The sequence below is a fragment of the Parasynechococcus marenigrum WH 8102 genome, assembly GCF_000195975.1.
In the GTDB taxonomy this organism is placed as follows: Bacteria; Cyanobacteriota; Cyanobacteriia; order PCC-6307; family Cyanobiaceae; genus Parasynechococcus; species Parasynechococcus marisnigri.
In genome coordinates, this window is sequence record NC_005070.1 from 1,997,738 (window position 1) to 2,011,101 (window position 13,364).

11 protein-coding genes are annotated in these 13,364 nt (G+C 61.6%); 6 read left to right on the forward strand and 5 right to left on the reverse strand.

Annotated features, from left to right (window positions below):
- The first annotated feature begins 14 nt into the window (after nt 1-14).
- Both TX72_RS10625 and TX72_RS10630 read left to right on the forward strand, forming a co-directional pair.
- A complete protein-coding gene (locus TX72_RS10625) occupies nt 15-743 on the forward strand; it encodes a C40 family peptidase (protein ID WP_011128971.1) in 729 nt (242 codons plus the stop codon).
- 50 nt (nt 744-793) lie between these two features.
- Nucleotides 794-1,756, forward strand: a complete 963-nt coding sequence (locus TX72_RS10630; protein WP_011128972.1) for a glycosyltransferase family 2 protein — start codon at nt 794-796, stop codon at nt 1,754-1,756.
- On the opposite strand, the gene TX72_RS10635 is transcribed toward TX72_RS10630, so the two are convergent.
- Complete coding sequence (locus TX72_RS10635; protein ID WP_011128973.1) at nt 1,714-2,178, reverse strand: HEAT repeat domain-containing protein; 465 nt, start codon at nt 2,176-2,178, stop codon at nt 1,714-1,716. The two genes, TX72_RS10630 and TX72_RS10635, sit on opposite strands and share 43 nt — an antisense overlap.
- A 90-nt stretch (nt 2,179-2,268) precedes the next feature.
- Here TX72_RS10635 and TX72_RS10640 point away from each other — a divergent pair, with 90 nt between their 5' ends.
- The 4 genes from TX72_RS10640 to TX72_RS10655 all read left to right on the forward strand — a co-directional run bounded on the left by TX72_RS10640 (nt 2,269) and on the right by TX72_RS10655 (nt 7,296).
- A complete protein-coding gene (locus tag TX72_RS10640; protein ID WP_006851672.1) occupies nt 2,269-2,385 on the forward strand; it encodes a photosystem I reaction center subunit VIII in 117 nt (38 codons plus the stop codon).
- A gap of 43 nt (nt 2,386-2,428) precedes the next feature.
- A complete protein-coding gene (locus tag TX72_RS10645) occupies nt 2,429-2,920 on the forward strand; it encodes a photosystem I reaction center protein subunit XI (protein WP_011128974.1) in 492 nt (163 codons plus the stop codon).
- Between the two features lie 132 nt (nt 2,921-3,052).
- Nucleotides 3,053-6,163, forward strand: coding sequence for an efflux RND transporter permease subunit (locus tag TX72_RS10650; protein WP_011128975.1), 3,111 nt, complete (start codon nt 3,053-3,055; stop codon nt 6,161-6,163).
- The gene (locus TX72_RS10655; protein ID WP_225867699.1) at nt 6,100-7,296 is read left to right on the forward strand and encodes a hypothetical protein; all 1,197 of its coding nucleotides are present in this window, start codon (nt 6,100-6,102) and stop codon (nt 7,294-7,296) included. Before TX72_RS10650 ends, TX72_RS10655 begins: the two co-directional genes overlap by 64 nt.
- Here TX72_RS10655 and TX72_RS10660 read toward each other — a convergent pair.
- The 4 genes from TX72_RS10660 to psaA form a co-directional block, all read right to left on the reverse strand.
- On the reverse strand, nt 7,293-7,637 hold the full coding sequence (locus tag TX72_RS10660; protein WP_011128977.1) for a hypothetical protein: 345 nt from the start codon (nt 7,635-7,637) through the stop codon (nt 7,293-7,295). The genes TX72_RS10655 and TX72_RS10660 overlap by 4 nt on opposite strands.
- A 3-nt stretch (nt 7,638-7,640) precedes the next feature.
- Entirely contained in the window at nt 7,641-8,381 is a 741-nt protein-coding gene (locus TX72_RS10665; protein ID WP_011128978.1) for a DUF3598 family protein, read from the reverse strand.
- Between the two features lie 140 nt (nt 8,382-8,521).
- Complete coding sequence (gene psaB / locus TX72_RS10670; protein WP_011128979.1) at nt 8,522-10,735, reverse strand: photosystem I core protein PsaB; 2,214 nt, start codon at nt 10,733-10,735, stop codon at nt 8,522-8,524.
- 21 nt (nt 10,736-10,756) lie between these two features.
- Nucleotides 10,757-13,060 (reverse strand): photosystem I core protein PsaA, encoded by a 2,304-nt coding sequence (psaA, locus tag TX72_RS10675; protein WP_011128980.1) that lies wholly within the window; start codon nt 13,058-13,060, stop codon nt 10,757-10,759.
- Between the last annotated feature and the right edge of the window lie 304 nt (nt 13,061-13,364).

A 13,364-nucleotide genomic window follows, 5' to 3' on the forward strand; every position in this document is an offset into this window, starting at 1 on the left:
GACAGCAAAGGGTCATGGCGACGTTAAGCAGCCTGCTGGCTCCCGACCTTGTGCAGCCGGGAACCAAGTGGACCCTGCTGAACGACGTCAATGGCTACGGGCACCCCATGGGCGACAGCCTCACCACCCAGGGGCGCTGTGGTCGGAGTATCCGATTGCTGCAACGGAGCGGCGATCGACTGTTGGTGCAGCTGCTGGAGGACGGCTACCGCTGCTGGATGGATCTCGATGACCTGATCGGGCGCGCGAAGCAGCTGCCTGATTGGAAACCAACCTTGCTTCTGGCAACGGAGATCCAGCGGCGACTGCCAGCGGTGCTGGCCTGGAGCGAAGACGCCGAACAGCAGCCCAACCACTACCTCTGGGGCGGCACCACCGAACCGAATATGGACTGCTCAGGCCTGATGCAGCTGGCCTTTGCCAGCCAGGGCATCTGGATCCCCCGGGACGCGTATCAGCAAGAGCGTTTCTGCCAACCCGTCGCCGTCTCGGTCGGCGCGCTGGATCTGTTGCGACCGGGGGATCTGATCTTTTTCGGCTCTCCGCGGCGTTGCACCCATGTGGCACTCCACCTGGGCAGTGGGCGCTACCGCCACAGTTCAGGCCAGCAGCACGGCCGCAACGGAGTCGGTGTCGACAGCCTCCACCTTTCCGATCGTCATCCCGTCGCCGGCCACTATCGGAAGCAGCTGCGGGGAGCGGGCCGCGTGATCCGCTGCCACGACGGCACCACGCTCAGCTAAGCGGCAAGCCCGGTCGGCTTAGGTTGCATCGATCAGCAACCCCCCTCGGCATGAGCACACCCCTGGACCTGTCCGTGGTGGTGCCTCTCTACAACGAGGAGGAAAGCCTTCCCTACTTGGTGGAGCAACTCACCGACGCCCTGCGGCCCAGTGGTGAGCGCTTCGAACTGGTGCTGGTCAACGACGGGTCCAGCGACCGCACAGCCGAGGTCCTGGAGCAGCTCAGCCATAACGTCCCCGAACTGGTGGCAGTGCTGCTCCGCAAGAACTACGGCCAGACCGCAGCGATGGCCGCCGGGTTTGATGTTGCCCAGGGCGACGTCATCGTCAGCCTCGATGGCGACCTGCAGAACGACCCCGCCGACATTCCAATGCTGCTGGCCAAGCTGCGGGAGGGCTACGACCTGGTGAGCGGCTGGCGCCATCAGCGCCAGGACGCCGCCCTGCAACGCAAACTGCCCTCTCGCATCGCCAACCGCCTGATCGGACGCGTCACCGGCGTAAAGCTTCACGACTACGGCTGCTCCCTCAAGGCCTACCGGCGCGAGGTGCTGTCAGACATGCGCCTATACGGCGAGCTGCATCGCTTCCTGCCAGCGCTGGCCTTCATCGAAGGGGCACGCATCACCGAGGTGAAGGTGAACCATCGGGCCCGCCAGTTCGGCACCAGTAAATACGGCATCGATCGCACCTTCCGGGTGCTGATGGATCTGCTGACGGTGTGGTTCATGAAGCGCTTCCTCACCCGGCCGATGTACGTCTTCGGATTCGGGGGACTGATCGCCATGCTTGGCAGCCTTCTCGCTAGCAGCTACCTCTTGGTGGTGAAGCTGATGGGTGGAGATATCGGCAATCGTCCGTTACTCACCCTGGCGGTGGTGCTGGGGTTAGCGGGGATTCAACTGTTCTGCTTCGGACTGCTCGGAGAACTGCTGATCCGCACGTATCACGAAAGTCAGGGGCGCCCGATTTATCGCATCCGTGAGACGTTGCGCGGCGGCCGCGCTGTCTGAGCTGGGGCGCGACGTGGTGTACCGCGGAACGGTTCCATCGCCTCGGCTGCAGCTTCCACCACTCGGGCGTCGCTGTCCCGCAGGGCACGCTTGAGCAATGGCAGAACGGAACGATGTCCCCACAGGGCCGCCTCCCTCACAGCATCAAGCCGTTGCTCCGGCCCCGATGCCATCCGCTGCCGCAGCCGTTGCTGCAACGCCAGACGGCCCTGCTCCGTTTGAGGAGCAGTCCAATCAGCCCAAGGATCGTCGGCGGCGATATCTGGACTGGACGACTCGATCACCAGTTCCAGTTGGGCCCGGTTCAACTGGGCCACGCTGCTGGTGTCTGTGCTGCTGAGCATGGGCTTGCCCGGCTTGCGACGTAACCAGAGCACCACCGTCAGAAGGACGACAGCACCGGGGACGAGAACGTTCTGCATACGGATTGAACTTTTATGTCGCCGTTGCGGCCTGAAAGAGACCGTCAGATCAGTGATCTATACGATAGCTGCGAAGCTTTTGGCCTCGACATGACTGGAGATTTCGCTGCTGCCTGGCTGCCTGCGATTTTCGTGCCCATTACCGGAATCGTTTTCCCTGCAGTGTTCATCGTTCTCGTCGGTCGAGTGATCACCGCCGCCGAGTGACCGCGGATCGCGGATCGTTTTCACCCCTCAGCATTCGACTTCCATGACCGTCACTCCCGTCTCTGACCCCTGCGTCGGCAACCTCGCCACCCCGGTCAACAGCGGCTATTTCATTAAGGGCCTGATCAACAACCTGCCCCTATACCGTCCCGGCATCTCCCCCAACTTCCGTGGACTGGAGACCGGCGCAGCCTTCGGCTACCTGCTGTACGGCCCCTTCACCATCTGCGGTCCCCTGCGGGCCACGGAGTATCAGCAGACCGCAGGTCTGCTAGCCGCCATCGGTGCTGTTCACATCCTTAGCCTGTTGTTCCTGCTGTACAACCAGCCCGGCAAGCAGCCCAACATCCCCCCCGCCGACGCCACCGTCGAGAACCCACCGGCTGATCTGTTCACCCGCACCGGCTGGGCCGATTTCACCAGCGGTTTCTGGCTGGGTGGTTGCGGCGGCGCCGTGTTCGCCTGGTTCCTCTGCAACACGGTGCACGTTCAGGACCTGTTCAAAATCGCTGCTGGCGTCTGGAGCGTCGGCTGATCAGGCAAAGTTCCCCGCCCACGATCTCGAGGGACTGTCACGTCCAGTCCCAACGCTGACCCCCGGCTGTTCCATCAAGAGACAGCCGGGGGTTTCTGACTGTCAGGATTCAGGACATTCCAAGTCGTCCCGTTGCGGTCGCTCTCCCAGCCGTTTCTGCGCCGACCGATCCTCACGGTTGTCTGCAGCCTGCTGATCCTGCTGGCAGGCCTGGTGGCCCTCACCGGACTGGGACTGGAGGACCTGCCGCAGTTGGCGCCGACCCGGGTCAGCGTTGGGGCCACCTTTCCAGCGGCGTCACCGGAGGTGGTGGAGCAGAGCGTCACCGCCGTCCTGGAACAACAGCTCAATGGTTTGGAGGGGCTGGAGAGCATCAGCTCCAACAGCCGTCAGGGTGGCGCCAGCATCAGCCTGCGTTTCAGCGAAGGCGATCCCGAGCTGAATGCCATCAAGGTGCAGAACGAGGTGAACCTCGCCACCCGGCGTCTGCCTCAAGCGGTGAGCCGTCAGGGCCTGAGGGTTCGGCGCTCCTCGGACGACCTGCTGATGATCCTTGGCTTCAGCCATCCGCCCGATCAGTACGTTCCCACCTTCCTGGCCGGCTGGCTGGATCAATCCCTGCGGGAGGCGTTGTTCTCCACGCCTGGAATCGGCGATGTACGGGTGTTCGGCAGCAGTAACCTCGCCTTTCGCCTCTGGCTCGATCCGGATCGCCTGGAACAGGCCAGCCTGACGATCTCAGATGTCAGCCGCGCTCTGGCCGAGCAGAACGTGCTGGCCGCCATCGGCAGCCTTGGTGCTTCACCGGCACCAGACGGTCAGTTGATCAGCATGCCGGTGGATGCCGAGGGACGGCTGCTCACCCAGAAGGATTTCGAGAATCTGATTCTGCGCCGACTCGACAACGGCGGACTGCTGCGTCTCAAGGATGTGGGTCGCGTCGAGCTGGGGCAGCGCAGCTACGGAAGCCAGGCGATGAATCTCGACGGGCAGCGCTCCGTGGCCGTGGGGCTCTATCAGCGGGATGGCGCCAATGCCCTGGAGGTGAGTCGAGCCGTCAAAGCTGAACTGAAGCGACTGGAGCCCAGCTTCCCGCCCGGTATCGAAACGTCGATGATCGTGGATGTGGCTGACAACGTCCAGGCCAACCTCGATCGCACCATCGCCACCCTGCGTGATGCCGTGCTGCTGGTGCTGGTGGTGCTGGTGCTGTTCCTGGGACGCTGGCGCCTGGCCCTGATCCCTGGCCTTGCAGTACCGGTGGCACTGGTGGGCAGCCTGGTGCTGGTGAAGCTGAGCGGCTCCAACCTGAACAGCCTGATTTTGTTCGGAATGGTCATGGCCACCGGCATCGTCGTCGATGACGCGATCGTGGTGAGTGAAGACATCGCCGGCCGGATCGAACGGGGGGATGCCCCAAAAGCTGCGGCGGAAGACGCCATGGCCGAACTGGCCGGAGCGGTTGTGGCCACCTCCCTGGTGCTAGCTGCCGTGTTCGTGCCGGTGCTGCTGATCCCCGGCTCCGTGGGACGGCTATACCAACCGATTGCCTTGGCCATCAGCGGCGCGATTCTGTTCTCCACCCTCAATGCCCTTTCCTTCACACCCATGGCCTGCGCCCGGGTGCTGGACTCTGGAGAAGGGCGACTGCGGGGTCCGCTGCGGCGGCTGAGCAGCGGGCTCAGGCAAGGCATGAGCGACCTGCAACGGTGCTACGCCAATCTGCTGGAGCTCTGGTTGCGGCGCGCAACGCTGGTGCTGGGCCTGCTGCTGACAGGGCTGATCATCACCGGCGCTGGGCTGGCGGCGATGCCCACCGCCTTCATCCCCAACGAAGACCAGAGCCAGATCCGCGGCTACTTCACCCTGCCGGAGGGGGCCAGCCTGGAACGGACAGTAGCGGTGATGGAACGCATCCGTGCCGTGGTAGTGGAGGAGCCCCTTGTGCGGACGGGCAACTTTTATGCCGGCCGATCCTTCGGCCAGAGCGGCGAAGACCGTGGCTCGTTCTATCTGCGGCTTCAGCCCTTGGAGCAGCGCTCCGGTCGTGATCAGAGCAGTGACGCCGTGAAACGACGGCTGAACCGCGCCATCCGCAGCCGCATCGGCGACGCCCGTGTGGTGGTCACAACCCCACCAACCGTGCGGGGCTTCAGCGGCGAATCCGGCTTGAGGCTGGAGCTGCTGGACCGCAGCGGCGGACAGCTCAACCTGCAGGCGTTCGAAGCCCTGGCCCAGCGCTTTATCAAAACCGCCCAAGCCAGCAACCGCTTTGAACGGGTGAGCACCCGCTTCGATGCCAGCTCCCCCCGGTGGCGCCTCAGCCTTGATCGCGATCTTCTGGCCAGTCTCGACCTTGATCTGAGCACTACCCTGCGCGACATCGGCACCGCCATCGGCGGCCGCTACATCGACGACACCTACGAAGGGGGCCGCATCCGCAGCATCTATGTGCAACTGGATGGAGACAACCGAACAGGCCCCGAGGATCTCAGCGGATTGATGGTGCGCAACCGCAGCGGAGAGCTGGTCTCTTTGGAGAACGTGGCCACCCTGACCCGAACCGAAGGAGCCAACGGCATCCGCCACTACGGTCTGAACCGGGCCATCACGGTGACGGCCGTGCCGGCCCCTGGGGTGAGCAGCGGTCAGGCGATTGAGCAACTCAAGGCGGCTGGCGATGCGGTGGGGGGCAACAACATCGGGCTGGCCTTCACAGGCCTGGCCCTGGAAGAGCAAAAGGCAGCCCGTTCAACCTGGGTGCTGTTCAGCCTCGGGGTGGTGGTGGTGTACCTGCTGCTTGCGGCTCTCTACGAAAGCTTTGTCGACCCCCTGATCATCCTGCTCACCGTGCCGATTGCCCTGATGGGGGCACTGATCGGGCTGAAGCTGCGGGGTCTCCCCCTGGATGTTTACGGACAGATGGGACTGCTGGTGTTGGTGAGCCTGGCGGCCAAGAACGGCATCCTGATCGTTGAATTCGCCAATCAACGGCTGGAGGCCGGCCTGGCATTGCGGGAGGCGATCCTTGGCGCCGCCGTGAACCGAATGCGACCGATCCTGCTCACTGCGGTGACCTCCCTGGCCGGATTTCTACCGCTGCTGCTGGCCCAGGGCAGCGGCTCCGCCAGCCGGATCAGCATCGGCACTGTGGTGTTCAGCGGCCTGCTGGTGTCCTCATGGCTGTCCCTGTTTGTGGTGCCGACGGTGTATTTGTTGCTCAAACGCTGGCGGCCGACGTGACCACGACAACTCCTGCAGCGCCAGCTCGTCGACGCTTGATCCTGCATGCCGGCACCCACAAGACCGCCTCAACGGACATCCAGTCGCGGCTGCTGCGCAGTCGTGGGCTGTTGGAGGAACAGAACGTTCAATACCGCTTCCCACTAAAGGATGTCGCCCACTTCAAGCCGCTTACAAAAGCGATCACGCGAGGCCAATGGGACGTCTGGCATGACTATCTGGAGACCATGGCCGGTAGCAGTGGTGATCTGCTACTGAGCGCTGAGCAGTTCGCCCCCCGGCTGACCCAACGCAAGACGATCCGCACACTCAGAAGCCTGGCCCAACAGCACGGCTATGAGCTGACGATCGTGATCTTCATCCGATCTCAGCTCGATTACATCAACTCCCGCTATGCCTACACGCTGAAGCGCTTCTATCACACAACAACGTTCGAGAGCTATGTGAAGGAGGTGCTGGCAGGTCGACTCCCCTCAAGCGGAACGTTTACCGGCCCCAAAGCCAAACGCAGTGATGTGTTCGATTTCTGGAACTATTTCGCAGCACTACTTCAGGAACGGGAACGGGGACTGGATGTGCGCTTCATCCCCTTCCGCCAGACGGACCCCGACCCGCTGCGGCAACTGCTCACGACCCTTGATCTCAATCCGGATCTGGACTGGGCCGCCAGCCGTTCGGAGGCCCTGAATCAAAGCCCTGGCCCCCGGGCCACCTGGCTGGCACGGGAGGTGGGGCTGCGCCTGGCCCGTCATGGCATCAGTCACCGGGTCATCGAAAATTCCTCAGCGATCATTCCGCAGGAACAGAGCTTCCGTCGTTGGAAGGACGGCAGCTACTGGGGGTTTGACCGGGATCTCGCCAGGGTCGTGCGACGGCATTTCAAAGACAACAACGACCGCTTTGCCAAAGCCGTCTGGGGACGTCGCTGGAAGGAGGTGTTCATCCAGGACAGGACCCTGCTGAAACGACCGCAAGCGGTCTACGCACCAGAGACTGCGAGCGAAATGGTTGCGATGCAACGCATCGCCGATCATGTGCTGCTGCGCATTGAGCGACGACAACAACCGAGGGCTTTTAACCAACTGCGAGAAGCATTGGAACGACTGGGCTCAACCCTGCCTGGAACGATTTAGAACCTGTGGCTTGTTCCAGGATCAGCCCAGAACACCTTGAGCGTCAAAACCGGTGTTGTGAATTTGATCCCAGCCTCATGATTGAGGCGCTGATAGGTGACGTTCTGCTTGGAAGCAGGAAATTCGAACCTCAGCGGTGCGCGGTTTCCCGGATACATCACGACGGTGACATTGCCCTGGGACTGGCTGAACTGACAGTTGGCGGCGTTGTCGGTCCGCTTCATCACCGGCGACTTCACGTGGAGATGGCAATGCACGCGTGCGGTATCGGCATCAGCCGGAGCAGCCGTCCCTAGAAGAAGTGAGCAGACAGCGCCAACAAGGATCTTGGTTGCCCTCATCCATCAACGCTGCAACAGGACGTGGCGGCTGGCGATCCAGCTGCCGAACGCGTCATAGCAACGCTGAATACGCTCCAACCGCCCCGGGCAGGGGCACCACCAGGCTTCGATCTCAAAGCCGCTGCCAGCACAAACATGATCCGGAGCGCGAAAGGCTCCACCATCCGGCAACCACTGCAAACCGTGCAGCATGTCCTTTGAAATCAGCAGCTCATGGGGGGTGATGTGTGGATCTTCCACCGGCCGATCCCGCTCCAGCACTGTCTGGTGGCCACGCCAACCGCCAAGAAGCTGTTCTGCCGTCAGGGGAGGCGCTTCGTCTGCGTCCACACCATCCCTGTGTTCACAGATCAGAACGGGGTGATCGAAACGTCCGCTGCCATCCCAGAGCAACACCATTCGATGGCGTCGGTCCCGCCAGAGAAATCCGAATTCGGCATAGGGCCTGGACCAGGTGGAGATGAACAACGAGCCCCGCGAAAAGCTACCGGTGGAGAAGAAAGCCAGCTCAGGATCCACCTGATGGAAGGACTGAACGATCCGCTTCACAGGATCCCCCTGACGTTGGCCATCGAAAGCATCAGGCCAGAACAGCAACTCCAGCTCCACAGCGGCACCGTCCCCCGCAAGGGTGAGTTGCGATGGCTGCCGACGTCTCAGCTCCAGATCTCGATCAAACGTGTCGAAGCTGCCTTGCCAAATGCCGCAGTTGAGCAACAAGTGATCCCATTGGCGTGACGTCACAACCAGCAACCAGCAGCAGAGACGACAAGTTATCCAGCGCGGATCAGAGAAGAGGATGCATCAAAAAACCCCGCCCGGTAAACCGGACGGGGTGAAGGACGAGGAACGACTCGTGAATCAGACGGTTGGACAGATATGAATCAACCGAACTTGCCTGAGGTTGAGGCGATCAGGAAGGCTGCGTAGGTGAGCACGTAACCAACCGAGAAGTGGGCGAGACCCACAACACGGGCCTGAACGATCGAGAGAGCCACAGGCTTGTCACGCCAACCCATCATGTTGGCGATGGGGCTGCGCTGGTGAGCCCAGACGATGGTCTCGATCAGCTCCTGCCAGTAACCACGCCAGGAGATCAGGAACATGAAGCCAGTGGCCCACACCAGGTGACCGAACAGGAACATCCAAGCCCAGACGGCGAGGTTGTTGCTGCCAAACGGGTTGTAACCGTTGATCAGCTGGGAGGAGTTGAGCCAGAGGTAGTCGCGGAACCAGCCCATCAGATAGGTGCTGGATTCGTTGAACTGAGCGACGTTGCCAGACCAGATAGCGAGGTGCTTCCAGTGCCAGTAGAAGGTGACCCAACCCACGGTGTTCAGAGCCCAGAAGACAGCCAGATAGAAGGCGTCCCAGGCTGAGATATCGCAGGTACCGCCACGGCCAGGGCCGTCGCAGGGGAAGGAATAACCGAAGTCCTTCTTGTCGGGCATCAGCTTGGAGCCGCGGGCATCTAGGGCACCCTTCACAAGGATCAGGGTGGTGGTGTGCAGACCCAGAGCGATGGCGTGGTGGACCAGGAAGTCACCAGGGCCGATCGGCAGGAACACATCGGTGTTGCCGTTGATGGCATCAAGCCAGTAGTGGTCACCCGGGATGTTCTGGGCAGCAAGGCTGGCGGAACTGGAGGCGTTGGAGAGCAACACGTCCATGCCGTACATGGCCTTACCGGAGGCAGCCTGTACGAACTGGGCGAACACAGGCTCCACCAGGATCTGCTTCTCAGGAGTACCGAAGGACACGACCACGTCGTTGTGGACGTAGAGGCCCAGGGTGTGGAAACCGAGGAAAAGGGAGACCCAGCTCAGGTGGCTGATGATCGCTTCTTTGTGCTCAAGCATCCGAGCCAGGACGTTGTCCTTATTGGCTTCGGGGTCGTAGTCACGGATGAAGAAGATCGCACCGTGGGCGAAGGCACCGCACATCAGAGCGATGGCGATGTACTGGTGGTGGGTGTACAGGGCAGCCTGAGTCGTGTAGTCCTTCGCGATGAAGGCGTACGACGGCATCGAGTACATGTGCTGCGCCACCAGGCTGGTGACCACGCCAAGGGAAGCGAGGGCCAGGCCGAGCTGGAAGTGCAGGCTGTTGTTGATGGTGTCGTAGAGACCTTTGTGACCGGCACCGAGGTCACCAGGGGTGCCCTTGGGGGGGTTGTGGGTCTCGAGGATCTCCTTGATGGAGTGACCGATCCCGAAGTTGGTCCGGTACATGTGGCCGGCGATCACGAAAATGCAACCGATGGCCAGGTGGTGGTGGGCGATGTCGGTCAGCCACAGAGCTTCGCTCTGAGGGTGGAAACCGCCAAGGAAGGTGAGGATCGCAGTGCCTGCACCGTCGGCGCTGCCGAAGGCCTGGTTCAGGGAATCAGGGTTTTCGGCATACACACCCCAGTTGCCGGTGAAGAAGGGTCCAAGACCGGCAGGGTGGGGCAGAACGTTGAGGAAGTTGTCCCAACCAACGTGCTGACCGCGGGCTTCGGGGATCGCAACGTGAACCAGGTGACCGGTCCAGGCGATGGAGCTGAAGCCGAACAGAACGGCGAGGTGATGGTTCAGGCGTGATTCAGCGTTCTTGAACCAAGCCAGGGAGGGACGGAACTTGGGCTGCAGATGCAACCAACCGGCGAAGAGGGCCCATGCCGACAGGATCATCATGAAGATGGAACCCTGATAGAGCTCGGCGTTGGTGCGCATGCCGATCGTGTACCACCAGTGGTACAGACCGGAGAAAGCAATGTTCACCGGGGAAGACGCACCCGCTTGAGTGAAGGCGTCAATGGCGCCTTGACCGAAGTGGGGGTCCCAGATTGCGTGAGCGATGGGGCGCACGTGCAGGGGGTCAGCGACCCACTGCTCGAAGTTGCCCTGCCAGGCGATGTGGAACAGGTTGCCCGAAACCCACAGGCCGATGATCGCGAGGTGACCGAAATGGGTGGAGAAGAGCTTCTGGTAGAGGCGCTCCTCCGTCATTCCGTCATGGCTCTCGAAGTCGTGAGCCGTGGCGATCCCGTACCAAATACGACGGGTTGTCGGGTCCTGAGCCAGACCCTGGCTGAACGAAGGAAATTTCGTTGCCATTAGAGGGAAAGGTCAGTGAGGTCAGCCGACCACAAGAATGTGGGCGTGGAAGAAGGCCCACGTGGTCGCAATTCCGCCCAGCAGATAGTGGGCGACACCCACGGCACGGCCTTGGATGATGGACAGCGCACGGGGCTGGATGGCCGGAGCCACCTTCAGCTTGTTGTGAGCCCAGACGATGGACTCGATCAGCTCCTGCCAGTAGCCGCGGCCGCTGAACAGGAACATCAGGCTGAAGGCCCAGATGAAGTGAGCACCCAGGAACATGATTCCGTAGGCACTGGTGTTCGAGCCGTAGCTGTTGATCACCTGAACGGCCTGAGCCCACAGGTAATCACGCAGCCACCCATTGATGGTGATGGCGCTCTGGGCAAAGTTGCCGTTGGTGATGTGCGCGACGGAACCGTCGGCGTTCACCGTTCCCCAGATGTCGCTCTGCATCTTCCAGGAGAAGTGGAAGATCACGATCGACAGGGAGTTGTACATCCAGAACAGACCCAGGAACACGTGGTCCCAAGCGGACACCTGACAGGTGCCGCCGCGACCGGGACCATCGCAAGAGAAGCGGAAGCCCAGGTTGGCCTTGTCTGGAATCAGACGGGAGCTGCGGGCGTAGAGCACACCCTTCAGCAGGATCAACACCGTCACGTGAATCGTGAAGGCATGGATGTGGTGGACCATGAAGTCGGCAGTGCCGAGCGGCATGGGAGCTGCGGCGACCTTGCCGCCGACGGCCACAACAGAGCCGTTGAACACTTCGCTTACACCAGCGAGGGCATTCGGAGCGGTGCTTCCGGCTGCTGCAGCGTGGGCGTTCTGGATCCACTGAGCGAAGATCGGCTGAATTGAAATCGCCGAGTCGCTGAACATGTCCTGGGGACGACCCAGGGCACGCATGGTGTCGTTGTGGATGTAGAGGCCGAAGCTGTGGGCTCCGAGCCAGATGCACACCCAGTTGAGGTGGCTGATGATGGCGTCGCGTGCCTTGAGCACCCGGTCCAGCACGTTGTCGATGTGCTTTGCGGGGTCGTAGTCACGCACCATGGCGATGGCCGCGTGAGCAGCGCCACCGACAATCAGGAATCCACCGATCCACATGTGGTGGGTGAACAGACCGATCTGGGTCGGGTAATCAACGGCCATGTACGCGTAGGGAGGCATGGCGTACATGTGCTGAGCCACGATGATGCTCAGAGAGCCGAGCATGGCCAGGTTGAGACCCAGCTGGGCGTGCCAAGAGGTCGTCAGGAATTCATAGAGACCGTCGTGACCGTTGGGAGCCGGGAACAGCAGGGGATCACCCTTCTGACCTTCATGGATCTCCTTGATGGAGTGACCGATGCCCCAGTTCGTCCGGTACATGTGACCAGCGACGATGAAAAGGACGGCAATCGCCACATGGTGGTGGGCGATGTCGGTCATCCAGAGACTGCCGGTGACAGGATTCAGCCCACCTTTGAAGGTGAGGAAGTCGCTGTAGGCAGCCCAGTTCCCGGAGAAGAAGGCTCCGATCCCTGCACCGATACCCGGATAGAGCTGTGCCAGCAGGTCCTGGTTGAAGAACTCGTGCGGCAGTGGGATGTCCGCCACGGTGGCGATGGTTTTGCCATCGAGCACCAGCGGCTGGCCGGCGTCGATCGCATCCATCAGCTTGCTGACGGGAGCGGACACGTGGATGAGGTGACCAGCCCAGGACAGTGAACCGAGACCCAGCAGACCTGCCAGGTGGTGGTTCAGCATGGACTCAACGTTCTGGAACCACTCCAGCTTCGGCGCAGCCTTGTGGTAGTGGAAAACACCAGCGTTGAGCATCAGGCCGGCCATCACCAGGGCACCGATGGCCAGAGCCATGAGCTGGGTTTCGCTGGTGATGCCCCATCCACGCCAGACGTGGAACAGGCCTGAAGTGATCTGAATGCCTTGGAAGCCGGCACCCATATCGCCATTGAGAATTTCCTGGCCAAAGATCGGCCACACCACCTGAGCACTGGGCTTCACGTGGGTGGGATCGGCGAGCCAACCGGAATAGTTGGAGAAGCGGGCGCCATGGAAGAAGGCACCGCTCAACCAAATAAAGATGACGGCCAGATGGCCGAAGTGTGCGGAGAAGATCCGCCGAGAAACCTCCTGGAGGTCGCTCGTGTGGGCGTCGAAGTCGTGAGCGTTGGCGTGAAGATTCCAAACCCAGGATGTGGTTTTGGGACCCTTCGCGAGAGCGCGGTCGAAGTGTCCGGGCTTGCCGAACAGCTCGAAGGTTGCTGGATTGTCAACCTTTTCGACCTGGCTCTTCGCGTCACTCCCACGCTCAGGTGGGCTGATGGTCATCGAGTCGTTCCTCGAGGGACTGGAGTCGAGGTGGAGGGCCACCCCTCCGGCGGATCGAAATCCACCGGGGCCCCGGACGCAGCTCCGCAATGAAGCAGCGTCAGGGAATCAGTGCGTTCAAAAGGCCGAAACCCCTTGACTTCACTGAAGCTGGGGCCCCAAAGAGGGGACCACTGGCGGAAGCATAGATCTGAAGAAGGGCGAATACAGGTGTTGAGTTACAAAGGTTCAATCCCGCCCCGAGCCAGTCTGGAACTGGGGTCTCCGGAGGTGTGATTATCAGCGAAAAAACAGAATCTCACAA